This window comes from Rhodococcus sp. 2G (assembly GCF_001886355.1).
Lineage (GTDB): Bacteria > Actinomycetota > Actinomycetes > Mycobacteriales > Mycobacteriaceae > Rhodococcus > Rhodococcus pyridinivorans.
Genome location: NZ_CP018063.1, coordinates 5,082,131 through 5,107,053, shown reverse-complemented (window position 1 = coordinate 5,107,053; position 24,923 = coordinate 5,082,131). Strand labels below are relative to the sequence as shown.

Annotated in this window: 23 protein-coding genes and 1 pseudogene; 15 read left to right on the top strand and 9 right to left on the bottom strand. The window is 67.7% G+C overall.

Translation table 11 applies throughout. The features are described 5' to 3' along the window. Positions 1 to 95 precede the first annotated feature (95 nt). Complete coding sequence (locus BO226_RS24285; RefSeq protein ID WP_006551900.1) at positions 96 to 281, bottom strand: ferredoxin; 186 nt, start codon at positions 279 to 281, stop codon at positions 96 to 98. A gap of 132 nt (positions 282 to 413) precedes the next feature. Between BO226_RS24285 and BO226_RS24280 the strand changes: the two genes are divergently transcribed. From BO226_RS24280 to BO226_RS24265, 4 genes are all read left to right on the top strand, one after another. Then, positions 414 to 1,598, top strand: a complete 1,185-nt coding sequence (locus BO226_RS24280; protein ID WP_071936554.1) for an acyl-CoA dehydrogenase family protein — start codon at positions 414 to 416, stop codon at positions 1,596 to 1,598. A 15-nt stretch (positions 1,599 to 1,613) separates the two neighbouring features. Continuing rightward, positions 1,614 to 2,729, top strand: a complete 1,116-nt coding sequence (locus BO226_RS24275) for an acyl-CoA dehydrogenase family protein (RefSeq protein WP_071936265.1) — start codon at positions 1,614 to 1,616, stop codon at positions 2,727 to 2,729. Positions 2,730 to 2,733: 4 nt separating this feature from the next. Beyond that, on the top strand, positions 2,734 to 4,368 hold the full coding sequence (locus BO226_RS24270; RefSeq protein WP_071936264.1) for a long-chain-fatty-acid--CoA ligase: 1,635 nt from the start codon (positions 2,734 to 2,736) through the stop codon (positions 4,366 to 4,368). Positions 4,369 to 4,486: 118 nt separating this feature from the next. Beyond that, positions 4,487 to 5,008 (top strand): DUF3253 domain-containing protein, encoded by a 522-nt coding sequence (locus BO226_RS24265; RefSeq protein ID WP_071936263.1) that lies wholly within the window; start codon positions 4,487 to 4,489, stop codon positions 5,006 to 5,008. Positions 5,009 to 5,024: 16 nt separating this feature from the next. Here BO226_RS24265 and BO226_RS24260 read toward each other — a convergent pair. From BO226_RS24260 to BO226_RS24245, 4 genes and pseudogenes are all read right to left on the bottom strand, one after another. Continuing rightward, positions 5,025 to 5,765 (bottom strand): annotated as a pseudogene (locus BO226_RS24260) (nitronate monooxygenase); the annotation flags it as partial. A gap of 93 nt (positions 5,766 to 5,858) precedes the next feature. After that, positions 5,859 to 7,079 carry a CaiB/BaiF CoA transferase family protein gene (locus BO226_RS24255; RefSeq protein ID WP_024102948.1) on the bottom strand — a complete coding sequence of 407 codons (1,221 nt, stop codon included), beginning with the start codon at positions 7,077 to 7,079 and terminating at the stop codon, positions 5,859 to 5,861. Positions 7,080 to 7,356: 277 nt separating this feature from the next. Then, positions 7,357 to 8,469, bottom strand: coding sequence for an NAD(P)H-dependent flavin oxidoreductase (locus BO226_RS24250; RefSeq protein ID WP_071936262.1), 1,113 nt, complete (start codon positions 8,467 to 8,469; stop codon positions 7,357 to 7,359). An 8-nt stretch (positions 8,470 to 8,477) separates the two neighbouring features. Further along, positions 8,478 to 10,145, bottom strand: coding sequence for an acyl-CoA synthetase (locus BO226_RS24245; RefSeq protein WP_071936261.1), 1,668 nt, complete (start codon positions 10,143 to 10,145; stop codon positions 8,478 to 8,480). 45 nt (positions 10,146 to 10,190) lie between these two features. Here BO226_RS24245 and BO226_RS24240 point away from each other — a divergent pair, with 45 nt between their 5' ends. Further along, positions 10,191 to 11,090 carry a crotonase/enoyl-CoA hydratase family protein gene (locus BO226_RS24240; protein ID WP_228044846.1) on the top strand — a complete coding sequence of 300 codons (900 nt, stop codon included), beginning with the start codon at positions 10,191 to 10,193 and terminating at the stop codon, positions 11,088 to 11,090. 141 nt (positions 11,091 to 11,231) lie between these two features. Beyond that, positions 11,232 to 12,761 (top strand): AMP-binding protein, encoded by a 1,530-nt coding sequence (locus tag BO226_RS24235; protein ID WP_071936260.1) that lies wholly within the window; start codon positions 11,232 to 11,234, stop codon positions 12,759 to 12,761. A gap of 76 nt (positions 12,762 to 12,837) precedes the next feature. Here BO226_RS24235 and BO226_RS24230 read toward each other — a convergent pair whose 3' ends face one another. Then, positions 12,838 to 13,875 (bottom strand): LLM class F420-dependent oxidoreductase, encoded by a 1,038-nt coding sequence (locus BO226_RS24230; RefSeq protein ID WP_024102943.1) that lies wholly within the window; start codon positions 13,873 to 13,875, stop codon positions 12,838 to 12,840. 90 nt (positions 13,876 to 13,965) lie between these two features. Here BO226_RS24230 and BO226_RS24225 point away from each other — a divergent pair, with 90 nt between their 5' ends. Genes BO226_RS24225 through BO226_RS24200 form a run of 6 tightly spaced genes read left to right on the top strand, consistent with a single transcriptional unit; the run spans position 13,966 to position 19,070 of the window. Next, positions 13,966 to 14,937, top strand: coding sequence for a Zn-ribbon domain-containing OB-fold protein (locus BO226_RS24225; protein WP_024102942.1), 972 nt, complete (start codon positions 13,966 to 13,968; stop codon positions 14,935 to 14,937). Between the two features lie 13 nt (positions 14,938 to 14,950). Further along, positions 14,951 to 16,012, top strand: coding sequence for a thiolase domain-containing protein (locus tag BO226_RS24220; RefSeq protein ID WP_071936259.1), 1,062 nt, complete (start codon positions 14,951 to 14,953; stop codon positions 16,010 to 16,012). Further along, the gene (locus BO226_RS24215) at positions 16,012 to 17,187 is read left to right on the top strand and encodes a thiolase domain-containing protein (protein ID WP_071936258.1); all 1,176 of its coding nucleotides are present in this window, start codon (positions 16,012 to 16,014) and stop codon (positions 17,185 to 17,187) included. The genes BO226_RS24220 and BO226_RS24215 overlap by 1 nt, the downstream gene beginning before the upstream one ends. A gap of 8 nt (positions 17,188 to 17,195) precedes the next feature. Further along, entirely contained in the window at positions 17,196 to 18,077 is an 882-nt protein-coding gene (locus BO226_RS24210) for a TIGR03619 family F420-dependent LLM class oxidoreductase (RefSeq protein ID WP_071936257.1), read from the top strand. After that, positions 18,074 to 18,487, top strand: coding sequence for a nuclear transport factor 2 family protein (locus tag BO226_RS24205; protein WP_024102939.1), 414 nt, complete (start codon positions 18,074 to 18,076; stop codon positions 18,485 to 18,487). The genes BO226_RS24210 and BO226_RS24205 overlap by 4 nt, the downstream gene beginning before the upstream one ends. A gap of 10 nt (positions 18,488 to 18,497) precedes the next feature. Then, positions 18,498 to 19,070 carry a nucleotidyltransferase family protein gene (locus BO226_RS24200; RefSeq protein WP_071936256.1) on the top strand — a complete coding sequence of 191 codons (573 nt, stop codon included), beginning with the start codon at positions 18,498 to 18,500 and terminating at the stop codon, positions 19,068 to 19,070. Positions 19,071 to 19,204: 134 nt separating this feature from the next. Here BO226_RS24200 and BO226_RS24195 read toward each other — a convergent pair whose 3' ends face one another. Next, a complete protein-coding gene (locus BO226_RS24195; protein ID WP_019290108.1) occupies positions 19,205 to 20,458 on the bottom strand; it encodes a cytochrome P450 in 1,254 nt (417 codons plus the stop codon). Positions 20,459 to 20,638: 180 nt separating this feature from the next. Between BO226_RS24195 and BO226_RS24190 the strand changes: the two genes are divergently transcribed. The 3 genes from BO226_RS24190 to BO226_RS24180 all read left to right on the top strand — a co-directional run bounded on the left by BO226_RS24190 (position 20,639) and on the right by BO226_RS24180 (position 23,040). Further along, the gene (locus tag BO226_RS24190; RefSeq protein ID WP_006551920.1) at positions 20,639 to 21,802 is read left to right on the top strand and encodes a steroid 3-ketoacyl-CoA thiolase; all 1,164 of its coding nucleotides are present in this window, start codon (positions 20,639 to 20,641) and stop codon (positions 21,800 to 21,802) included. 1 nt (position 21,803) lies between these two features. Then, a complete protein-coding gene (locus BO226_RS24185) occupies positions 21,804 to 22,277 on the top strand; it encodes a nitroreductase family deazaflavin-dependent oxidoreductase (RefSeq protein WP_071936255.1) in 474 nt (157 codons plus the stop codon). A 103-nt stretch (positions 22,278 to 22,380) separates the two neighbouring features. Continuing rightward, entirely contained in the window at positions 22,381 to 23,040 is a 660-nt protein-coding gene (locus tag BO226_RS24180) for a GNAT family N-acetyltransferase (protein WP_064256915.1), read from the top strand. A 58-nt stretch (positions 23,041 to 23,098) separates the two neighbouring features. Here the strand turns inward: BO226_RS24180 and BO226_RS24175 are convergent, their stop codons facing one another. Further along, positions 23,099 to 24,013 (bottom strand): SDR family oxidoreductase, encoded by a 915-nt coding sequence (locus tag BO226_RS24175; RefSeq protein WP_006551923.1) that lies wholly within the window; start codon positions 24,011 to 24,013, stop codon positions 23,099 to 23,101. After that, a complete protein-coding gene (locus BO226_RS24170; protein ID WP_006551924.1) occupies positions 24,010 to 24,786 on the bottom strand; it encodes an SDR family oxidoreductase in 777 nt (258 codons plus the stop codon). Before BO226_RS24170 ends, BO226_RS24175 begins: the two co-directional genes overlap by 4 nt. Positions 24,787 to 24,923: the final 137 nt, after the last annotated feature.

Here is a 24,923-nt window from a genome sequence, read left to right as displayed (position 1 = left end):
ACGCCGGTGCTCTCCCCACCAGGACCCGGGGGCACCGAGAATGTAGAACTTGTTATTTTTCCCGACAAGGGTCGGTGCCGGTCACCGTCCGACGCTCATGCCTCGGCGAGGGCCGCACGCGGGCACTGGGCGACGGCCTCGCGGACGACGTCCTCGCTACCCTCGGGTACGGGATGCGTGACGATCAGCTCGTCGTCGTCGTTGAGATCGAAGACGTCGGGCGCCAGCCCGACACACACGCCGTTCGCTTCACAGCGGTCGAAGTCGACCTTGACATCCATTCCGGGACCTCGCTTCACATTCGCGCCGACCGATCGAGTCCAGACTAGAACGCGTTCCAATTCTGTGCAATGATTCGCGATGATCCCACAGAGACGATTCGCGGGGACACGCAGCGACGAAACGGAGCGTTCGTGGACATCTCCTACACCCCCGGGCAACAAGCCCTCCGCGAGGAATTGCGGGCCTATTTCGCACAGATCATGACACCCGAGCGCCGCGAGGCGCTCGCGGCCACGACCGGGGAGTACGGCGTCGGCAACGTGTACCGCGAGGTCGTGCAGCAGATGGGCAAGGACGGCCGGCTCACCCTCGGCTGGCCCGAGGAGTACGGCGGCCAGAACCGTTCCGCGATGGACCAACTGATCTTCACCGACGAGGCGGCCATCGCCGGCGCGCCCGTCCCGTTCCTCACCATCGATTCCGTCGCGCCGACGATCATGCATTACGGCACGGACGAGCAGAAGGAGTTCTTCCTCCCCCGCATCTCCGCAGGGGAACTGCACTTCTCGATCGGCTACTCCGAGCCGGGCGCCGGCACCGACCTCGCTTCCCTGCGCACCACCGCGGTGCGCGACGGCGACGAGTGGGTCATCAACGGGCAGAAGATGTGGACGAGCCTGATCGCCTACGCCGACTACGTCTGGCTCGCCGCGCGCACCAACCCGGATGTCAAGAAGCACAAGGGGATCAGCGTCTTCATCGTGCCGACCGACGCTCCCGGCTTCTCGTACACCCCCGTGCACACCATGGCCGGCCCCGACACGAGCGCCACCTACTACCAGGACGTGCGCGTCCCGGCGTCCGCACTCGTCGGCGAGGTCGACGGCGGCTGGGCGCTCATCACCAACCAGCTCAACCACGAGCGGGTCGCGCTCACCTCCGCCGGCCCCGTGCGCACCGCACTGACCGAGGTCCGGCGCTGGGCGCAGGAGACGCATCTGCCCGACGGGCGACGGGTGATCGACCAGGAATGGGTCCAGATCAACCTGGCACGCGTCCACGCCGAGGCCGAATACCTGCAGCTGATGAACTGGGACATCGCCTCGAGCGCCGGCACGACCCCGCTGGGCCCGGAGGCCGCCTCCGCCAACAAGGTGTTCGGAACCGAATTCGCGACCGAGGCCTACCGGTTGCTCATGGAGGTCCTCGGACCCGCGGCGACGGTACGGCAGAATTCGGCCGGCGCGCTGCTCCGCGGACGGATCGAACGCATGCACCGCAGTTCCCTCATCCTCACCTTCGGTGGCGGCACCAACGAGGTCCAGCGCGACATCATCGCGATGACCGCTCTCGGCCAGCCGCCCGCCAAGCGTTAGAAAAGGACGCGCACCGTGGACTTCACCCTTACCGAGGCCCAGCAGGATCTCGCAGAACTGACCCGCAGCATCGTCGCGGACATCGTCACCAACGAGCACCTGCGCACACTCGACGCCTCCGAGGACCGCCTCGACCGCACCCTGTGGGACACGCTCGCATCGTCGGGCGTGCTCGGCGCCGCTCTTCCCGAGTCGCTGGGCGGAGACGGTTACGGCCCGCTCGAGCAGGCGAGCATCCTGCGCGAACTCGGCCGCGGCGTCGCCGCCGTCCCGTACATCGGCTCGATCGCCGCGTGCGCGTCGGCGATCGCGGAGTTCGGCGCCGCCGAGCAGCAGGCCGAGTGGGGACGCCCTGCGGCGACCGGCGAGCAGATCCTCTCCGCCGCGCTCGCCGAGGAACTGAACCCCGATCCCACGACCCCGGCGACCCGGGCGCAGGCCACGGGCGACGGTCACGTGCTCGACGGCGTGAAGATCGTCGTCGACTCGGCGCCGGTCGCCGACGGTTTCCTCGTCCCGGCCACCATCGGCGGCTCGGTGTCGGTCTTCCTCGTGCGACCCGACGATCCGGGTGTCTCGATCACCCGTCAGCAGACCACCGACTTCGACAGTCGCGGCATCGTCACCCTCGAGCAGGTCGCGCTCCCGGCCGATCGTGTCCTCGGCACCGACGGCCTCGCCGTGGCGACGTGGTTGCGCGACCGCAGCCTGCTCGGCTCCGCCGCCTACCAATGCGGCGTCCTCGAGCAGGCGCTCGAGCTCACCGCGCAGTACGCGCGCGAACGCGTCCAGTTCGACCGCCCGATCGGCAGTTTCCAGGCCGTCTCCCAGCGACTCGCCGACGCCTATATCGACGTCAAGGCGGTGCGTCTGACGTTGTGGCAGGCCGCCTTCCGCATGGCTTCGGGTGAGCGTCACGACGACGCCCTGCGCACCGCGGCCTTCTGGGCGGCCGATGCGGGACATCGTGTCGCGCACACCACCGTGCACGTGCACGGCGGTGTCGGACTCGACGAGGACCATCCGGTGCACCGCTACTTCCTCGCGGCCAAGCACCACGAGTTCCTGCTCGGCTCCGCCACCGACCAGTTGCGCGCGCTCGGACGCGAACTCGCCGACGTCCCGGCCTGATCGCATGTCCGCCTTCACCGTCACCGAACTGCTCGAACGACTCGCCGACGTCGACGATCGAGGACTGCGCTTCGAGGAGACCGAGCTGTCCTGGCGCGAACACGTCGCACAGTCCCGGCGACGCGCCGCATTGCTGCGCGACCTGCTCGACGGCCCGGCACCGAAGCACATCGGGATCCTCATGGACAACGTCCCGGAGTTCTCGTTGCTGCTCGGCGCCGCGGCCTTCTCCGGTTCGGTGGTGGTGGGCCTGAACACGACCCGGCGCGGTGCGGCGCTCGCCCGCGACATCGCGCTCGCCGACTGCCGGGTCGTGTTCACCGAGGCCGCACATGCGTCACTGTTCGACGGTGTGGATCTCGGCGACGTGCGGGTGATCGACGTCGACTCCCCCGAGTGGACGGCGATGCTCACCCCCTTCACCGGCACGGTCGTGGAGACTGCCGCGCATTCCCCCGACGAACTGTTCATGCTGATTTTCACGTCGGGCACGAGCGGCGACCCGAAGGCCGTGCGGTGCACGCACCGCAAGTTCACCGATCCCGCGACGATGCTCGCCACGCGGTTCGGTCTCGGCTCCGACGACACCGTGTACGTGTCGATGCCCCTGTTCCACTCCAACGCGATGATCGCCGGCTGGTCGATCGGACTCGCCGCGCGCGGCAGCATCGCCCTGCGTCGCCGGTTCTCGGCGTCGGGTTTCCTTCCCGACGTCCGCCGTTACGGCGTGACCTTCGCGAACTACGTCGGTAAGCCGCTGTCGTATGTGGTGGCGACTCCCGAGCAGCCCGACGACCACGACAACCCGCTGCGCATCGTGTACGGCAACGAGGCGTCGGCCGCCGACGTCACCGAGTTCACGCGGCGCTTCGGCGCGCGGGTGGTCGACGGGTTCGGCTCGACCGAGGGCGGCATCGCGATCGCGTCGGCACCCGACGTCCCGGCCGGCGCCCTCGGTCGGCTTCCCGAGGGCATCGAGATCCTCGATCCCGAGACGGGGCGACGCTGCCCTCCGGCGGTGTCGGACGCGAACGGCAGGATCACCAACGCCGACGCCGCGACGGGCGAGCTCGTCAACGTGCGCGGTGCCGGTCTGTTCGACGGCTACTACAACAATCCCGAGGCCGACGCCGAGCGCCTCCGCGACGGGCGCTATCACAGCGGCGACCTCGCCTACCAGGACGAGAACGGTTTCGTGTACTTCGCTGGGCGCAGTTCGGGCTGGCTCCGGGTGGACGGTGAGAATCTCGGTGCGGCGCCCATCGAGCGCATCCTGATGCGGTACGAAGGCTTCGCTCAGGTCGCGGTGTACGGGGTGCCCGACCGGCAGGTCGGCGACCGCGTGATGGCCGCCGTGATTCCCGCTGCGGATTCCGACTTCGATCCCGCCGCTTTCGCGCGTTTCCTCGATGCACAGACCGATCTCGGCCCCAAGCAGCTGCCCACCCTGATCCGTATCTGCCGCGAATTCCCCCGCACCGCGACCTTCAAGGTCCTGACCCGTTCTCTGGCCGCCGAACGCTGGTCCTGCACCGATCCGGTCTGGATTCGGGAACGTGGCGATTCCGAATTCCGGCTGTTGTCGGACGAACTGGCGCAGCTTCTCGAACCGGCCTCCCTCGGCACTTCTGCGCGATAGCGTCGTCGCCCCTCGGCCGACGCGCCCCCGCGCGTACAGTTGTGCCGCGGCGGTGGTTGTTCGGCGACAAGTCCGGAAGGACTTCCGTCGCCGTCGAGTCGAGTGACGGGCGGGACCGATGGACACCGACGGGTCATCCGGAGGGGCGGAGCGCACGCCCGACGGCAGATATGTGGTGGTGAACGGGCGGCGCTGGCGTGCCACCGATCCCACGATTCCTGAACCGTTGCAAAAGCAACTCGTGGCGGAGTTGATGCGCGCTCGGCGTCTCGTGAAGAGCGACGGCGACTCCGCACGGCACCGCGTCCAGGACGCGAAGGTCGCGCTCGGTGAACGCGGGCATCCGTGGTGGGAACCACGCGACGAATATGCGGATCGTGAACGGCTGGCGGCCACGATCTGCGCGCTGCTCCGGGAACGGAATCCATCCACCATCTGTCCCAGCGACGCCGCGCGGGTCGCGGGTGGCGACTCGTGGCGCGACCTCATGGACGCCGCACGCTCGGTGGCCGCCGAACTCGAACGCAGCGGCCACGTGGTGATCACGCAGAAGGGCGAGCCGGTGGACTTGGAGACGGCACGAGGCCCGATCCGGATTGCACCCGGACCGAACCTCGAGCACCCTCGTCCCTCCCGGTGAGACGAATCCGAGCGGATCAGACGCTCGCGGCCTCGTTCAGCTTCTCCAGCGTGCCGGTCGCCTCGAGGTACTCCTGCACCCAGCGTTCGATGACCGCGGAGGTCTTGTCGACCTTCGTGAACTGCCCGACGACCTGACCGACGGGGTTGAACGCGACGTCGACCGACTCGTCGGGGTACTTGTGAGTGGCGGCGACGGCCATGCCGGAGACCATGTACTGCAACGGCATTTCGAGGGGCTTCGGGTTGCCCTCCTGCTCCCACGCCTCAGTCCAGTCGTTGCGGAGCATGCGGCAGGGCTTGCCGGTGAACGAGCGGCTGCGGACGGTGTCGCGGCTGCTCGCCTTGATGTAGGCCTCCTGCCGCACCGGGGTGTTCTCGGCCTCCTCGACCATGAGCCACTGCGAACCGGTCCACGCACCCTGGGCGCCGAGCGCGAGCGCCGCGGCGATCTGCTGGCCGCTGCCGATACCTCCGGCCGCCGGCACCGGGACCGGCGCGACCTCCTTGACGACTTGCGGCCACAACACGATCGAGCCGACCTCACCGCAGTGCCCGCCACCTTCGCCGCCCTGGGCGATGATGATGTCGACACCGGCGTCGGCGTGCTTGCGGGCCTGCTTCGGCGAACCGCACAGCGCCGCGACCTTGCGACCGGCTTTGTGGATGTGCTCGATCATGTCGGCCGGCGGGGTGCCGAGTGCGTTGGCGATGAGCGGGACCTTCGGATGCTGCAGCGCCACCTCCACCTGCGGGGTGACCTTGCGCGGAAGGTACGCAACAACGGACGAAGGCTCGCAACACCGGTAGTGACTGCCGACGTTGCGAGCCTTCGCCTCGCGTTGCGTACCTCAGATGATTCCGCGCTCGCGCAGTTCCTTCTGCTCGATGTCGCTCAGTCCGAGGATCTCGCCGTAGACCGCCGCGTTGTCGTATCCCGCGACGGGCGGGCCGGCACGACGCACCGAACCCGGCGTCCCGGTGAGCGTCGGCACCACACCGGGGCCGAGTACGTCTGCGCCGGTGCGCTCGTCGTGATGCGGAACGATCATGTCCCGTGCCTGGAACTGCGGATCGGCGACGACCTCCGCGACGGTGTTCACCGGCCCGGACACCACACCCGACGACGACAGGTGCGCCAGCAGGTCGTCGAGCGTCCACGTCGCCGCCCACTCGCCGATGAGGGCGTCGAGCTCGTCCTGGTTCACGCCGCGCGCGAGGTGGTCGGCGAAGCGCGGGTCGTCGGCGAGCTCGGGGCGCTCCATCGCCGCGCACAGGCGACGGAAGACGGTGTCCTGGTTGGCGGCGATGACGATCCACATGTCGTCGGACGTCCGGTACAGGTTCGACGGGGCGATGCCCTCGAGCCGGGTGCCGGAGGGGCCGCGGACGACGCCTGCGACGTCGTAGTCGGGGATCACCGATTCCTGGATCGCGAGGCACGCCTCGGTGAGCGCCACGTCGACGACCTGCCCGCGTCCGGTCCGTTCGCGGCCGAGCAGCGCGGCGAGGATGCCCTGCACGGCGAACATCCCGGCGAGGGAGTCGCCCAGGGAGAGCGCGAGTCGCGGGGGCGCCTGCCCGGGATAGCCGTTCAGGTGCCGCAGACCGCTCTCAGCCTCGGCCACGGACGCGTAGCCGGCCTGCCCGGCCTTGGGACCGGTCTGCCCGTATCCGGAGACGCGAGCCAGCACGATGCCCGGATTGATCTCGGAGAGCAGGTCGTAGCCGAGCCCCCACTTCTCGAGCGTGCCGGGACGGAAGTTCTCGACCACCACGTCGGACTCGGCGACGAGACGCCGGAACAGTTCTTGCCCGTCGGGCGCCCGGAGATCGAGGGTGACGCAGCGCTTGTTGCGCGCGTGCACCGTCCAGAAGAAGCGGTGCCCGTCCCGTTCGCCCTGCCCCCAGGTGCGGAGCGGGTCGGGCCGCTTCGGGTCCTCGATCTTGATGACGTCGGCGCCCATGTCGCCGAGCAGGCGTCCTGCATACGGCCCGGCGATCAGGGTGCCCAGTTCGAGCACCCTGATGTCCGCGAGCGCTCCGGTTGCCTGCGACTCGGCCTGTGTCACTGCGTCTTCCGTCCTCTGCTCGGTAACCGAGGTGAACGGCCTCCTCCTCGGTGAACGCTTCGAGTCCGCTGCGGTGCGGTTCACGACCGGTACCGCTCGCGTCACGTCCACCCCAGGGTAGTGCCGGATCGGGCACACCTCAGCCATCGACCCCCACCCGCGACCGCCGCTGCCCCCCCTTGTCCGGCGACACCCCGGCCGACGCAGATCCCGGAAAGGGACGATGCCCGGGGCGGATCACTCCACCCCGGGCACCTGCCACCCCACCAGTGTGGTCCTATCGCGCCTCGTTCAGCCGATCGACGGCCTCGTCGTAGCCCCGCACGAGGTCGGCCATGATCTCCGCGACGGGACGGATCTCGTTCATCCGCCCCACCACCTGCCCGACCGGCATCGCGACGGCCTCGGGGTCATCGGCCGCCGACATGCGCTGATGCGCCTCGCTCACCAGGATGTTCTGCAGCGGCATCGGCAGCGGTTCGGGCGCAACGGGTTTCGACCACGCCTCCGTCCACTTGGTCTTGAGCAGACGCGCGGGCTTTCCCGAATAGATCCGCGACCGCACGGTGTCGGACGAGCTCGCTCCGAGCAACGCGCGCTGGATCGACGACGGACCGTGCGCGGCCGCCCCGAGCTTGTACTCCGAGGTGGTGAGCCAGTACGAACCCATCCACACACCGGAGGCGCCGAGGGCCAGCGCCGCCGCGACCTGCCGTCCCGATCCCACACCACCGGCGGCGAGCACTGCCGCGGAATCGCCGAGCGCATCGACGATTTCGGGCCACAGCACCATCGATGCGATCTCACCCGTGTGCCCGCCGGCCTCGTAGCCCTGCGCGATCACGATGTCGACACCGTTCTCGACGTGCCGCTTCGCGTGCTCGACCGCACCCGCGAGTGCCGCGACCGGCACTCCCTTCTCGTGCGCGAGGTCGATGACGTCCTTCGGCGGCGACCCCAGGGCGTTGGCGATCAGGGCGGGCCGGTGTGCGAGTGCCACGTCGACGTGCGAACGCGCGACCGAATGCAGCCAGCCCAGAACACCGCTCGCCTTGCCGACGTCGTCGGACAGCGGCGGCACACCGAGTTCTTCGAGCGTGCGGTTGACGAAGGCACGGTGTTCGGCGGGGATCAGTTTGTCGAGGCCCACCGCGGTGCCTTCGGTGGGCACCTTGGCGGGCATCACGATGTCGACGCCGTACGGTTTGCCGTCGGTGTTCTCGTCCATCCAGGTCAGGACGGCGTCGAGTTCCTCCGGGTCGTTGAACCGCACACACCCGAGGACACCGAGTCCACCCGCGCGGCTGATCGCCGCCGCGACGTGTTCGGAAGGCGTGAATCCGAAGATCGGATACTCGATACCGAACTTCTTGCTGAGGCCGGTCTGCATGCGTCCTTCTATCCCGTCGCCGCGGCGCCGTTGCCGTCGCCGTTGTTGTAGACCTCGTCGGCCGGACGCAATCCGGTCTGGTCCTTGGCCCACCGGTAGTCGGGCTTGCCGGCCGGCGACCGCTTGATCTCGTCGACGAACCACACCGCGCGCGGCACCTTGTACCCTGCGATCTTCGACCGTGCCGTCGTCATGAGTTCGTCGAGCGTCGTCTGCTCGCCCTCGCGCAGGGCGATGACGGCGCAGACCCGCTCGCCGAAGCGCTCGTCCGGCACACCGACCACCAGGGCGTCGAAGACCGCCGGGTGCTGCTTGAGTGCGCCCTCGACCTCTTCGGGGTAGACCTTCTCGCCGCCGCTGTTGATCGAGACCGAACCGCGGCCGAGCATTGTGACGGTGCCGTCACCCTCGACGCGCGCGTAGTCACCGGGGATCGAGTAGCGGATCCCGTTGTACTCGCGGAAGGTCGCCTTGGTCTTGGCTTCGTCCTTGTAGTAGCCGAGCGGGATGTTGCCGGTGCGCGCGACCATGCCGACCTTTCCGGAACCCGGTTCGATCGGGTTGCCGTCGTCGTCGAGGACGGTGGTCGACTCGTCGATCTTCACCGTGGGGCCGCCGCCGAGGGTCTTGCCCTTCTCGGCGATGCCGATGCCACCGAAGCCGGTCTCGGACGAGCCGATGGAGTCGGTGATGATCTTGCCGGGCAGCAGGTCGAGGAAACGGTCCTTGATGGACGGGGAGAACAGGGCCGCACTCGATGCCATGGCGAACAGGGTCGAGAGGTCGTAGGGCTGACCGGTTGTCGGGTTGCCCTCCTCCAGTGCGTCGAGCATGGGGCGGGCCATGGCGTCGCCGGTGATGAAGATGACGTTGACCTTGTGGTCGTCGATGATGCGCCACACCTCGTGGCCCGAGAACTCGGGGTGCATGACGACCTTGCCGCCGCTGAACAACGACTGGAACAGCGCCCACTGGGCGCCACCGTGGATCATCGGCGGGATGGGATAGCGCACGAGACCGGGATTCTCGGCGCCCTCCTTCGCCAGCTGCCATTCGTCCTTGACCCATTCCCCGGTCATGAAGTTGATACCGCCGCCGAGGACGCGCCACACGTCCTCGTGACGCCACATCACGCCCTTGGGGTGACCGGTGGTGCCGCCGGTGTAGAGCATGTAGATGTCGTCGGCGCTGCGGTCTTCGAAGTCGCGTTCCGGGTTGCTCTGCGCCAGTGCCGCTTCGTATTCGATGCCGCTATAGGCCGAGAAGTCGACGTCGGTGCCGTCCTCGACCACCACGACGGTATTCACCAGCGGAGTGTTCGGCAGGACGTTCGCGACCTTGTCGGAGTAGCGACGTTCGTGGACGAGCGCGACCATGTCGGAGTTGTCGAAGATGTACTGCAACTCGTTCTCGACATAGCGGTAGTTGACGTTGATCATGATCGCGCGGATCTTGAAGACCGCGATCATCGCCTCTACGGCCTCGATGGTGTTGCGCGAGTAGATGCCGACCTTGTCGCCCGGCTTCACACCTTGTTCGCGCAGGTAATGAGCAAGTCGGTTGGCTCGTTCCTCCAGCTGTGCGTAGGTGACCTCACGTCCGTCCGAGGCCAGCGCGACGCGCTCGGGAACGAGGTCGATTGCGTGTTCGACGAGGTCTGCGATGTTTAGGGCCACGCTGACAAAAGTAGAACGTGTTACCGTTTCTGACAAGACCCGAATATGATCCAGTTCACAATCCTGCGAGGAGTCCTGCCAGTGTCCGCTACCGAAGCCCCCGGCGCAGCCGATTCGGACATTTCGTCCCGCGAACCGCATTGCCTCGTCGAGCAACGCGGCCACGTTCTGATCGTCACGCTCAACCGCCCCGAGGCACGAAATGCGTTGTCCGGCGAAATGATGGCGATCATGAACGAGGCCTGGGATCGCGTCGACAACGATCCCGAGATCCGCGTCGCGATCCTCACCGGCGCCGGTGGAGCGTTCTGCGCGGGTGCCGATCTCAAGGCCATGAATGCAGCGCCTCCCGGAGACAAGTTCGAGCAGGGCGAGCGGAGCGACGGGAAAGGCAACGACGGGGGCTGGGACCTGTCGCGTCTGCCGGCGTTACTGAAGGGTCGCCGCCTGACGAAACCGCTCATCGCGGCGGTCGAGGGCGCCGCGATCGCCGGCGGCACCGAGATCCTGCAGGGCACCGACATCCGCGTCGCCGGCGAGAGCGCGAAATTCGGCGTCTCCGAAGCGAAGTGGGGATTGTTCCCGCTCGGCGGATCCGCCGTGCGCCTCGTCCGGCAGATCCCGTACACGATCGCCGCCGACATCTTGCTCACGGGCCGCCACATCAAGGCCGCCGAGGCCAAGGAGATCGGGCTCATCGGCTACGTCGTCCCCGACGGCACCGCACTCGACAAGGCCCTCGAGATCGCCGAGACGATCGCGAACAACGGCCCGGTCGCCGTGCAGGCCATCCTCCGGACCATCCGAGACTCGGAAGGTCTGCACGAGGAGGAAGCGTTCCGGATCGACGCCGAGCTCGGTGCCGCCGTCTTCAAGAGCGCTGACGCCAAGGAGGGGCCGCGGGCGTTCGCGGAGAAGCGTGCCCCGAAGTTCTCGGGTTCCTGACCTGCGCCACTGTGGACCGCACTCCCACCCGTGAGAGCACGGTCACAACCATCTCCTTAGCTCTGCTACATTGTCGGCCGTGATCCAGACCACAAGATCACAGTGTTCGTCGAGGCGATGTCGAGGCAATGAGGAGCCCCCATGTATCCAGGAGTCCACGCCCGCACCGCCCCGGACAAGCTCGCCGTCGTCCTGGCAGACAGTGGCCGGAGCCTGACCTACCGCGAACTCGACGACCGGTCGGCGGCGCTCGCCCGAGTGCTGCACGATGCCGGGCTCCGCCCCGGCGACGTCGTCGCCCTCCTCACCGACAACCGGCCGGAGGCATTCGAGGTGTTCTGGGCCGCAATGCGGTCCGGGCTGTACATCACGGCGGTCAACAGCCACCTCACCGCCGGCGAGGTGGCGTACATCGTCGAGGACAGCGGCGCGAAGGCCCTGATCGTCTCGGCGACGCTGGGTGAGCTTTCCGAACAGGTCGGCGAGAAGGTCACGATCGGTTCCGCGCGACTCGCGTTCGGCGGCGCCGTGCGCGGTTTCGAGTCGTACGAGGACGCCCTCGCCGGGGCCGGTCCGCGGCTCGAGGAGGAACCGTGCGGCGCCATCATGCTGTACTCGTCCGGAACTACGGGCTTCCCCAAGGGAATCCAGCCGGATCTCCCGGAACGTCGCGTCGACGAACCCGGTGAGCCGCTGGTGACGGTGGCGCAGTTCCTCTTCGGCCTCACCGACTCCGACGTCTACTACTCCCCCGCCCCGATCTATCACGCAGCGCCTCTGCGCTGGGGTGGGGCGATCCACGCGCTCGGCGGCACGGTGGTCCTGGCCGAGAAGTTCGACGCCGAGACCGCGCTCCGGCACATCGAGGAGCACAAGATCACCGCCGGGCAGATGGTGCCGACGATGTTCGTCCGCATGCTCAAGCTCGACGACGAGATCCGTGCCCGCCACGACCTGTCGAGTCTGCGCGTGCTCGTCCACGCCGCCGCGCCGTGCCCGCCGGAGGTCAAGCGGTCGATGATCGACTGGCTCGGACCGGTGATCTACGAGTACTACAGCTCCACCGAGGCCAACGGGATCACGTTCATCAACAGCCAGGAATGGCTCGAACACCCGGGTTCGGTCGGCAAGAGCGTGCTCGGGCCCGCGCACATCTGCGACGAGGAAGGGCGGGAACTCCCGGCCGGTGAGGTGGGGACCATCTACCTCGAGTACGAGAAGGTTCCGTTCTCGTACCACAACGATCCCGAGAAGACCGCGGAGTCGCAGCATCCCGAGCATCCCACATGGACCACGGTCGGCGACCTCGGTTACCTCGACGAGGACGGTTATCTGTATCTGACCGACCGCAAGTCGTTCACGATCATCTCCGGCGGAGTGAACATCTATCCGCAGGAGATCGAGAACGTGCTCGCCCTGCACCCGGCCGTCGAGGACGTCGCCGTCATCGGCGTACCCCATCCGGAGATGGGCGAGGAGGTCAAGGCCGTCGTGCAGGTGTCGTCCGGTGCCACCGCATCACCCGATCTCGCCGACGACCTCATCGCGTACGTCCGCGAGCGGGTCGCCCACTTCAAGGTGCCGCGGTCGGTGGACTTCGTCGACGAACTGCCCCGCACCCCCACGGGCAAGCTGGTGAAGGGCAAGCTGAAGGCGGTCTATGCCTCCTGACGCCACACGCGGCGGGCGGAAGCCGTCCTCACGGAACGGTTTCCGCCCGCCGTGGCGTTGGCCCAGTACCACTGGTCTAGCGCAACACCACGTCGGCGATCGTGCGCACCTGGTCGACGTCACGGCATCCGACCAGGAGCATCGTCACGCCGGCCTCCTCCCACCGCTTCACGCCTTCGCGTACCTCGTCGGCGTTCCCGGCGATCATCGTCTCGGTGACCATCTCGTCCGGGATCGCTGCCGCCGCTTCTTCCTTACGGCCGGCACGGAACAGCGCGGTCACCTCGTCGACCACGGCCTCGTATCCCATCCGCCGGTAGACCTGCGCGTGGAAGTTCAACTCCGGCGCGCCCATTCCCCCGACGTACAGTGCCGTCACCGGTTTCATCGCCGCGATCGTCCCTGCGCGGTCGTCCGTGATCACCACCTGGCAGGTCGCCGCGATCTCGAAGTCCTCGCGGGTGCGCCGGGCGCCCGGCCGGGCGAACCCCTCGTCGAGCCACTCGTCGTACATCGGCGCCAGGCGCGGGGTGTAGTAGATCGCGAGCCAGCCGTCGGCGATCTCGGCGGTGAGCGCGACGTTCTTCGGACCTTCGGCACCGATCCAGATCGGGATGTCCGACCGCAGCGGATGCGTGATGGGCTTGAGCGGTTTACCGAGCCCGGTGGATCCGGTGCCTGCGTAGGGCAGCGGGAAGTGCGGTCCGTCGCCGGTCACCGGCGCTTCGCGCGCGAGCACCTTGCGGATCACGTCGACGTACTCGCGGGTCCGTGCGAGGGGCTTGGCGAACGGTTGCCCGTACCAGCCCTCCACCACCTGTGGCCCCGAGACGCCGAGGCCGAGGATGTGCCGGCCACCCGAGAGGTGATCGAGCGTGAGCGCGTGCATCGCGCAACTCGTCGGTGTGCGTGCGGAGATCTGCACGACGGACGTGCCGAGCCGCACCCGCTCGGTGGACGAACCCCACCAGGCGAGCGGAGTGAACGCGTCCGATCCCCACGATTCGGCGGCGAAGACGGCGTCGAATCCTTCGGCCTCGGCCGCAGCAACAAGTTCCGGTGCGTTCGAGGGCGGCTGAGCACCCCAGTAGCCGAGTTGCAGTCCCAGTTTCATTGGACGCCTTTCCTGTCGGACGAATCGTGGCGAGATGCAGTTCGCGCGCCGCTCTTGCCAGCACCACTAGAACCTGTTCTACTCGAAATTGTGAGCCTGGGAAAGAGCACGGTTGCCGAGCCACCGCTGAGCGCACCGCTGAATCTGAAGTTCGACTACACACGATCCACCGGGCCGACCGTCGGAGCCTTCGTCACCGGATTGCGCGACGGCCGCATTCTCGGCGCCCGCGGATCCGACGGACGGGTCCTCGTCCCACCCCCCGAATACGACGCGGTCACCCATGAACCGCTCACCGATGTCGTCGAGGTCGGACAGACCGGCACCGTGGTGAGCTGGACGTGGAACGCCGAGCCGTTGCCCGGACAGCCCTTCGACCGGCCCTTCGCCTGGGCACTGATCCGCCTCGACGGCGCCGACACCGCACTCCTGCACGCCGTCGACGTCGCCTCCCCGGACGACATCGAGACGGGTCTGCGTGTACGTGTGCGGTGGGCCGCCGAACGCACCGGCGACATCCACGACATCGAGGCCTTCGAACCCGGCGAGGCGACGATCACCGTCGCAGCGGCCGAGGGTGATCCGGTCACGATGATCACCACTCCCGTCGACCTGGACTACCGGCACTCGGCCTCCCCCGAGGAATCCTGGTACCTGCGAGGGTTGAAGGACGGCAGGATCATCGGTGGCCGCACCGGCCCGGGCGGGAAGGTCTACGTGCCCCCGCGCGGTGCGAGCCCCACCGACGGCGTACCGACGAAGGAACCCGTGGAAGTGTCCGACAAGGGCATCGTCACCACCTTCTGCATCGTGAACGTGCCATTCCTCGGCCAGCAGATCGAGCCGCCCTATGTCGCCGCCTACGTACTGCTCGACGGTGCCGACATCCCGTTCCTGCACCTGATCCTCGAATGCGATGCGTCCGAGGTGCGGATGGGCATGCGTGTCGAAGCGAAATGGCGTCCTCGCGAGGAGTGGGATCACACGCTACGCAACATCGAGTACTTCCGTCCCACCGGCGAACCCGACGCCGACTACGACACCTTCGAACACCACCTCTGAGAGCGGCGGACACATGACAGACATTGCAGTCGTCGGCTTCGCGCACGCTCCGCACGTGCGCGAGACGTTCGGCACCACCAACGGCGTCGAGATGCTCGTCCCGTGTTTCCAGGAGCTGTACGGCAAGCTCGGCATCACCAAGTCCGACATCGGTTTCTGGTGTTCGGGTTCCTCCGATTACCTTGCCGGACGAGCATTCTCGTTCATCTCGGCGATCGATGCGATCGGCGCCGTCCCGCCCATCAACGAATCGCATGTCGAGATGGATGCGGCCTGGGCGCTCTACGAGGCGTGGGTCAAGCTCATCACCGGTGAGGTCGACACCGCCCTCGTGTACGGCTTCGGCAAGTCCTCGGCCGGCACTCTGCGCCAAACCCTGTCCCTGCAGCTCGATCCGTACCTCGTGGCCCCTCTGGGCGTCGACTCCGTCTCGCTCGCGGGCCTGCAGGCCCGCATGGGTCTCGACTCCGGTAAGTGGACCGACCGCGAGATGGCGGAGGTCGCGGTCCGTAGCCGCGCCGCCGCCAAGGACAATCCCAAGGCGCAACTCTCCGGCGACTTCGACATCGACGAACTGCTCGCCCAGCCGTACATCGCCGACCCGTTGCGTAAGCACGACTGCGCCCCCGTCACCGACGGCGCGGCCGCGATCGTCCTCGCGACCGGCGACCGGGCGCGCGAGCTGTGCGAGAACCCGGCGTGGATCACCGGGATCGAGCATCGCACCGATTCACCGAACTTCGGCGCACTCGATCTGATCGTCTCACCCTCGACCCGGGCCGCAGCGCAGGCCGTCACCGGCGGGGACACCGCCTTCGACGTCGCCGAACTGCATGCACCGTTCACGCACCAGGAACTCATCCTGCGCGAGGCGATCGGCCTGGGCGAGTCGACGATGATCAACCCGTCCGGTGGGCCGCTGACGGGCAACCCGATGTTCTCCGGCGGTCTCGAGCGCATCGGTTACGCAGCGCAGGCGATCATGGACGGCACCGCCGGACGTGCACTCGCGCACGCGACGAGCGGTGCTGTGCTGCAACAGAATCTGGTAGTTGTTCTGGAGGGACGCAACTGATGGCGAAGCAACCCGCAGCTGTCCTCGGAACCGGGCAGACCCATTACGTCGCCAAGCGGCACGACGTGTCGATGTCCGGCCTCGTCCGCGAGGCGATCGACCGCGCCATGACGGACGCCCAGATGGGCTGGGACGACATCGACGCCGTGGTGATCGGCAAGGCCCCCGACCTGTTCGAGGGCGTCATGATGCCCGAACTGTCGATGGTCGACGCCATCGGCGCCACGGGCAAGCCGATGCTGCGCGTGCACACCGCCGGGTCCGTCGGGGGCTCGACGGCGAACGTCGCGGCAAGCCTCGTCCAGGCCGGCGTGCACCGCCGGGTACTCGCGGTGGCCTGGGAGAAGCAGTCCGAGTCGAACGCGATGTGGGCGCTGTCCACACCGGTCCCGTTCACCATGCCGGTCGGTGCCGGCGCGGGCGGCTACTTCGCGCCGCACGTCCGTTCGTACATCCGCCGGTCCGGTGCGCCCGAGCACATCGGGGCGATGGTCGCGGTCAAGGACCGCCTCAACGGCGCGAAGAATCCGTACGCGCATCTGAAGCAGCCCGAGATCACCCTCGAGAAGGTGCAGGCCTCGCAGATGCTGTGGGATCCGATCCGGTACGACGAGACGTGCCCGTCGTCCGACGGTGCGTGCGCGGTCGTGCTCGGCGACGAGGACACCGCGAAGGCCGCCGAGCAGGCCGGCCGCCGGACGGCGTGGATCCATGCCACGGCGATGCGCACCGAACCCACCACCTACGCCGGGCGCGATCAGGTGAATCCGGAGGCCGGACGGGTCGCTGCCGCAGCACTGTGGAAGCAGGCCGGTATCACCGATCCGCTCGGCGAGATCGACTGCGCCGAGATCTACGTGCCGTTCTCGTGGTTCGAGCCGATGTGGCTCGAGAACCTCGGTTTCGCGTCCGAGGGGTCGGGGTGGAAACTCACCGAGGCCGGCGAGACGGCGATCGGCGGTCGGCTTCCGGTCAACATGTCCGGCGGCGTGCTCTGCTCCAACCCCATCGGGGCATCGGGCATGATCCGGTTCGCCGAAGCCGCGATCCAGGTGATGGGCACGGCGGGAGATCACCAGGTCGACGGCGCCCGCAAGGCACTCGGACATGCCTACGGCGGTGGATCCCAGTACTTCTCCATGTGGGTGGTGGGCTCCGACCGGCCCACGAATTAGGAGGCATCATGGTCTCGTTCACCGTCGGGGTCGCGATGACCCCACTCGACCAGCTCACCGGCATCGCGCAGACCGCCGAGGAGTGCGGATACACCTCGATCGCACTGCCCGACTCCCTGTTCTACATGGAGAAGCAGACGGTCGACTATCCGTACACCCCCGACGGTTCGCGGATGTGGACGCCCGACACCCCGTGGGTGGATCCGCTCATCGCCGCGGCGTCCATGGCAGCCGCCACGTCGACGATCCGGTTCTACACGCAGGTGCTCAAGCTCGGTTCGCGCAATCCGGTGCTACTGGCCCGGCAGGTCGGTTCGGTCGCCAACCTCACCGGCAACCGATTCGGTCTCGGTGTCGGGATCGGATGGGCGCCGGAGGAATTCGAGTGGTGCGGCGTCCCGTACACCAAGCGCGGCAAGCGCGTCGACGAGATGATCGACGTGCTGAAGCTGATCCTCGGCGGCGGCATGGTCGAGCACCACGGCGAGTTCTACGATTTCGACCGGCTCCGGATGAGCCCCGCCCCCACCGAACCGGTGCCGTTCTACGTCGGTGGGCACACCGAGGTGGCACTGCGTCGTGCGGCCCGGGTCGGTGACGGCTGGACGTCGGCGATGATCGGGTTCGACGATCTGGTCGGGGTCATCACCCGACTGCGCGAATTGCGGGCCGAGTACGGCCGCAGCAACCTGCCGTTCGAGATCCAGACGGTGTGTGTCGACAGGTTCGGTGGTTCCGGTTACGCCGAACTGGCCGACGCCGGGGTCACCGACATCATCGTGGTGCCGTGGATCTTCGACGGCCACGGTTTCGACTCCCCGCTCGAGGCCAAACAGGAATCGCTGCGGAAGTTCGCCGACAAGTACATTCCCGGAAGGGATGCCGCATGAGCGAGGAACACCCGGCGCGTATCGCAGCGAAGGCATCGCAGGCGGCGGCGAGCGGGAAACGCAAGGACGAGTGGCTCGCGCTGTTCGCGGAGAACGCGTGCGTCGAGGATCCGGTGGGTCCGTCCGGCTTCGATCCGGAGGGCAAGGGGCACCACGGACACGAGGCGATCGCGAAGTTCTACGACATGACCATCGCGAACACCGACAAGCTCGAGTTCCTCGTCGACGACGTGCTGGTGTGCGGCAACGAGTGCGTCAACATCGGCACGATCCGCACCACGATGGCGGGCAATCTCATCGACGCGGAGGGCGTGTTCGTCTACCGGGTCGACGACGACGGCAGGATCGTGTCGCTGCGTGCGTTCTGGGAAGTGGATCGCGCGATGAAGACTCTGCGGCCGGTCTCGTAGCATTGGCGGTATGCCGACCGCCGGAATCGTTCTCGCAGCAGGGGACGGCTCTCGGTTGGGTGGACGCGCGAAGGCGTTGCTCCCCCACCGTGGCCGTCCCCTGCTGCATACCGTCGTCGAGGCACTGCTCGGCGGTGGCTGCGACGAGGTCGTGGTGGTAGTCGGGGCGTTCGGCGACGAGGTCGCCGCCGCCTGCCCGACCGGCGCCACGGCGGTGCACAATCCCGACTGGTCCGACGGCATGTCGACCTCCCTGCGCCATGGGGTCGACGGCGCGCGCACTCACGACCGGGTCGCGCTCACCGTCGTCGACTTTCCCGGCATCACGGCCGATCTGGTGCGCCACGTCCTGGACGAGCACCGGCCGGGCACGGTCACGCTCCCCGTCTTCGGAGATCACCCCGGCCACCCGGTGGTGTTCGACCTCGCCGACGCGCTGACCGCGGCCGACGAGGCCGCCGGCGACGAAGGTGCGCGGTCGTTCCTCGCCCGCAACCGCGATCGGGTACGCCGGGTGGACTGCAGTGATCTCGCCGAGGCCGGCGACGTGGATACGCCCGAGGATCTTCGGCGTCTGCGCTGAACTTCCCCGACTGCAGCGCCCGACGTCGAAAGATCGGTCAGCAGGAGGCGCAGCTGTTCGCGCGGGGTGATCGGCACAGAAACGACGAGGTCCCCGGACACCTGACGGTGTCCGGGGACCTGTGCTGTGGTCGCTCAGTGCTGGACCGGGCATCCTCCCGAGGTCTTGTAGTCGACCTGGAATTCCTTGATGCCGTTGAGCCAACCCGACCGCAGACGGTGCGGGTCGCCGATCTTGGTGATGTCCGGGATGTGGTCGGCGATCGCGTTGAAGATCAGGTCGATCTCCATACGTGCGAGGTTCGCGCCCAGGCAGTAGTGCGCGCCCGTTCCACCGAATGCCAGGTGCGGGTTGGGATCACGAAGGATGTCGAACTCGCGGGGGTTGTCGAACACTTCTTCGTCGTTGTTGGCCGAGGCGTACAGCATGACGACGCGCTCGCCCTTGCGGATCGTCTGACCGCCGAGTTCGGTGTCCTCGAGCGCCGTGCGCTGGAACGAGGTGACGGGAGTGGCCCAGCGGATGATCTCGTCGGCGGCGGTCTTCGGCCGGTCGCGCTTGAAGATCTCCCACTGCTCGGGGTTGTCGAGAAAGGCCGCCATGCCGTGGGTGATCGCGTTGCGGGTGGTCTCGTTGCCGGCCACCGCGAGCACGATGAAGAAGAAGCCGAACTCCTCGGGAGCGAGTTCGTCGCCGTCGATGTCGGCCTCGATGAGGGTGGTGACGATGTCGTCGGCCGGGTTCTCCTTGCGGGCAGCGGCCATCTGGTAGGCGTAGCCCAGCACCTCCATGGAGGCGGCCGCCGGATCGGCGGTGTTGTCCGGATCGTCGTAGCCCGTCATCTGGTTGGACCATTCGAAGATCTTCGCGCGGTCCTCCTGCGGGACGCCGATGAGATCGGCGATCGCCTGCAGCGGCAGTTCCGCGGCGATCTGGGTGACGAAGTCGCCCCGACCGGCCTGGCAGGCCTCCTGGACGATCATCTTGGAGCGACGGTCGAGCTCGTCGCGCAGGCCGTTGATCGCACGGGGCGTGAAGCCTCGGGCGACGAGTTTGCGCAGCTTGGTGTGCTCGGGGGCGTCCTTGTTGAGCAGGACGTGACGTTGCAGCTCGACGGCCTCACGAGGAATGTCGTCGTTGAACCGCGGAATCGCAGTGTTCTCCCAGTTGGAGAACACGTCGCTCCGGCGGGAGACCTCTCGGACCTCCTCGTGCCGGGAGACAACCCAGAAACCCTCGTCGTGGAAACCACCGACGTCGGGAGACTTCTTGTTCCACCACACCGGTGCCGTCTTACGCAGTTCCGCGAACTCTTCGAACGGCATACGGTCTGCGTACAGATCGGGATCGGTGAAGTCGATGTCTTCGGGGATGTTCGGCTGCGCCACTGATATCTCTCCTGCCCTGGCGAGTACCGCTCGCGTGATTTGTAACACGTTCTAGAACCATTCAAACACAGGCGCGCCGCGCGACCAAGAGATCTGCACGTCCCGTGGATAATCGAGTTCTGTTGCCTCTCGGAGAAACCTGTTCTATTTTGCGAAGAACGTAGGAGAAAGGAGCCCGATGTGGGCACACCAGTCATCGTCGAGGCCGCACGGACCCCGATCGGCAAGCGGGGTGGATGGCTCGCGGGCCTGCACGCTGCCGAGATCCTGGGCGCCGTCCAGGCCGGACTCGTCGAACGCGCCGGCATCGACGCCGAGCTCGTCGAACAGGTCATCGGTGGCTGCGTCACCCAGGCGGGCGCCCAGTCCAACAACATCACCCGCACCGCATGGCTCAACGCGGGGCTGCCCTGGCAGGTCGGCGCGACCACCATCGACGCCCAGTGCGGATCGGCGCAGCAGGCCAATCACCTCATCGCAGGCCTCATCGCCACCGGCGCCATCGACGTGGGCATCGCCTGCGGCATCGAGGCGATGACCCAGGTGCCCCTCGGCGCCAACGTCGGCGACCAGGCGGGCCCGCGCCGGCCGGAGTCCTGGAACATCGACATGCCCAACCAGTTCGAGGCCGCCGAACGCATCGCGCGGCGCCGCGGCATCACCCGCGAGGACGTCGACGCACTCGGCGTGCGCTCGCAGCAGCTCGCGAAGCAGGCCTGGGACGAGGGCCGGTTCGACCGCGAGGTGCTGCCGGTCGTCGCACCCGTCGTCGACAAGGAGGGCAACCGCACCGGCGAGAAGGCGACCGTCACCCGCGACCAGGGTCTGCGCGAGACGTCGGCCGAGTCGCTGGCGAAGCTGAAGCCCGTGCTCGAGGGTGGCATCCACACCGCCGGCACCTCGTCGCAGATCTCCGACGGAGCCGCGGCCGTGCTGCTCATGGATTCCGACCGCGCGAAGGCACTCGGACTGAAGCCGCGGGCGCGGATCGTCGCGCAGGCTCTCGTCGGCGCCGAACCCGAGTTCCACCTCGACGGCCCGGTCCAGGCCACCGCGAAGGTTCTCGAGAAGGCGGGCATGAGCATCGGCGATCTCGACCTGTTCGAGGTCAACGAGGCGTTCGCGTCGGTGCTGCTGTCCTGGGCCCAGGTGCACGGACCCGACATGGACAAGGTCAACGTCAACGGTGGCGCGATCGCGCTCGGCCACCCCGTCGGATCCACCGGTTCCCGCCTCATCACCACCGCGCTGCACGAGCTCGAGCGGCGTGACGCGTCGACCGCTCTGATCTCGATGTGCGCCGGTGGAGCGCTGGCGACGGGCACCATCATCGAGCGCATCTGACATGGGCACCGAAGCGGCGCCGAAGGGCCTCGACTCGAAGGCCACGATCTCGATCATCAAGTGGATGTCGCGGTTCAACGTCGCGGCGTACCGGGCGACCGGCGGTCGCATCGGCGGGAAGTGGCGCGTGGGAAGCGCCTTCCCGTGGGGCATCCCGGTGTGCCTGGTGACCACGATCGGGCGGAAGACCGGGCAACCGCGAACGGCCCCGCTGCTGTTCCTCGAGGACGGCGACAAGGTGGTCCTCGTCGCCTCCCAGGGAGGACTGCCCAAGCACCCCTTGTGGTTCCGCAACATCCAGGCGAACCCGGAGACCACGGTGCAGATCAAGTCGCGCATCCGGACCATGCGGGCGCGGGTCGCGAGCGACGAGGAACGAGCGGCCTACTGGCCACGTCTGACGGCGATGTACCCGGACTTCGACAACTACCAGTCGTGGACCGACCGTGTGATTCCCGTCGTCGTGTGCGAGTGAGCGTCCCGCCCGGCACGGTTCACCGGGACGGTTCGCCGGGACGGTCCCGTGCGGGAATACTGAGTCTCGTACGTCCAGGTTCTCGACGAAGGGATGTCGCACGATGGAAACCACCGATCACGACAAGGTGCTCGACCGGCGGGAAATCGCGGCCGCGCTGCTCCGGGCGCTCGAACGACGCCACGAGGTGCTCGACGTGATCGTCGAGAGCAAGGATCGGGGCGACGCGGTCGCGAAGCTCGCCTCGCTGCTCGACACCGACGAGTTCTGCGCGGAGGCCGTGCTGAACCTTCCGTTCCGCCGTCTGACCCAGGCGGAGCGGAAGAAGATCCGTGAAGAACTCGACGATCTCGATGCGGTGCTGCAGTGGACGACGGCGGCGCGTCCGTACGCGACCGGCGCGCATTTCCGGTTGCGGCCCATTTCCCACAGCGCGGCCGACACGGCGCTGTTCAAGCAGCGCTGCGCCGACCAGCTGGGTGACGACAGCGACGAACAGGTCGAATCCGAGCGGCAGCGCGGCAGCGAGCTGATGGACGACGAGTCCGGCATGTGGCTTGTGGCCGAAGATCTTTCGGGCGACGAGCCGAAGGCCATCGGGTTCGCGTTCGGCGAGCTGACCGGCAACGAGGTCGAGGTGCGGATCTGGGTGCATCCCGAGTTCCGCAAGCAGGGTTACGGCACCGCCACGCTCAAGCAGGCACGTTCCGAACTCGCTGCCTACTTCCCCGGCTCCACCCTCATCGTCCGCGCGCCCGCCTAGAGCGGCGACGCCGTCCGTGCGCGTTTCCGGTGATGACCACCGGAAACGCGCGGGGACATCACGCTCCGTAGACCGGCGTCGGCGGCTGCGACGCTGCGATCAGCTTCTCGACGACGGGACCGAGTTCCTTCGGATCCCAACGGTCGCCCTTGTCGATCGCCTCACCGTGGCGCCATCCGTCGGCCAGCGACACCTTGCCGCCCTCGGCCTCGAACACGCGACCGGTCACGTCCTTCGCTTCGGCACTGCCGAGCCACACGACGAGCGGCGAGACGTTCTCCGGCGCCATGGCGTCGAAACCCTCTTCGGGTGCGGCCATCATCTCGGCCATCGCGCCACCGGCCCCGACGGTCATGCGGGTGCGTGCCGAGGGTGCGATCGCGTTGACGGTTACCCCGTAGCGGCCGAATTCGGCTGCGGCCTGGATCGTGAGCGTCGCGATACCGGCCTTGGCGGCGGCGTAGTTGCCCTGGCCGATGCTGCCCATCAGGCCGGCACCCGAGCTGGTGTTGATGATGCGGGCGTCGACGGGGTTGCCGGCCTTGGCCTCGGCGCGCCAGTAGGTCATGGCGTGACGCATCGGCGCGAAGTGCCCCTTGAGGTGCACGCGGATGACCGCGTCCCACTCCTCTTCGCTCATGTTGGCGAGCATGCGGTCGCGCAGGAATCCGGCGTTGTTGACGAGCACGTCGAGCCGGCCGAAGTTGTCGAGGGCGGTCCTGACGAGGTTCTCGGCGCCGGCCCAGTCGGCGACGTCGTCGCCGTTGACGGCGGCCTCTCCCCCGGCCGCACGGATCTCCTCGACGACCAGCTCACCGGGGCTCTCCCCCGTGGCGGTTCCGTCACTGCCGACACCGATGTCGTTGACGACGACCTTCGCACCCTCCGCGGCGAAGGCGAGGGCGTGGGCGCGACCCAGTCCTCGTCCGGCGCCGGTCACGATGACGACGCGCCCGTCCAGCAGTCCACTCACTTCGTCTCCTTCGTTTCGGCCGCTGCCATGTAGGCAGGGCGTTCACCGCCGCCGTGGACGGTCAATGTCGATCCGCTGACGTAGGCCGACAGCGGAGAGGCCAGGAATGCGGCGCAGTGGCCGATATCTTCGGGCTGGGCCAGCCGTCCCAGCGGAACGGTCTCGCCGACTGCGGCGACGCCGGCCTTGTCTCCGTAGAACAGGTGCGACTGTTCGGTTTCGACCAGGCCGACCACCACCGAGTTCACCCGTACCTTCGGGGCCCACTCGACGGCGAGCGACTGTGCGAGGCTGTCGACGCCCGCCTTGGCCGCACCGTAGGCCGCGGTGCCCGGCGAGGGGCGGGATCCGCTCACGCTCGAGATGTTGACGATCGAGCCTCCGGTGTCCTGCTTCTGCATCACCGCGTTGGCGGCCTGCGCGACCAGCAGCGGGGACAGCAGGTTCAGTTCCACGATCTTGGCGTGGAACTTCGGGCTGGCATCGGCTGCCAGCGCGTACGGTGACCCGCCGGCATTGTTCACCACGGCGTCGAGCCGCCCGTGGCGGTCGACGATGGTCTCGATCAGCGCGGCCACCTGATCGGCATCGCGGACGTCGCACGTCAGGAACTCCGCGGTCCGCCCGTCCACCTCGAGAGGCTGTTCGGGCTCGTTGCGAGCGCACGTCACGACGGTCGCACCGGCACGCAGGAACACCCTGGTGATGCCTGCACCGACTCCCCGTATTCCCCCGGTGACGAGCACGACCGCGCCGTCGAGTCCCAGATCCATTCGCTGCCTCCACGTCATTCATCCCGCGGGATGTGCGGGTCTCACGTCGACAACTTACCAAGCAATCGCTTGGTTCGGTACCGGCTCCCCCTCACCCCGCCACTGCTCCTGCTCAGTGGGAATCACGGGAACTCGCT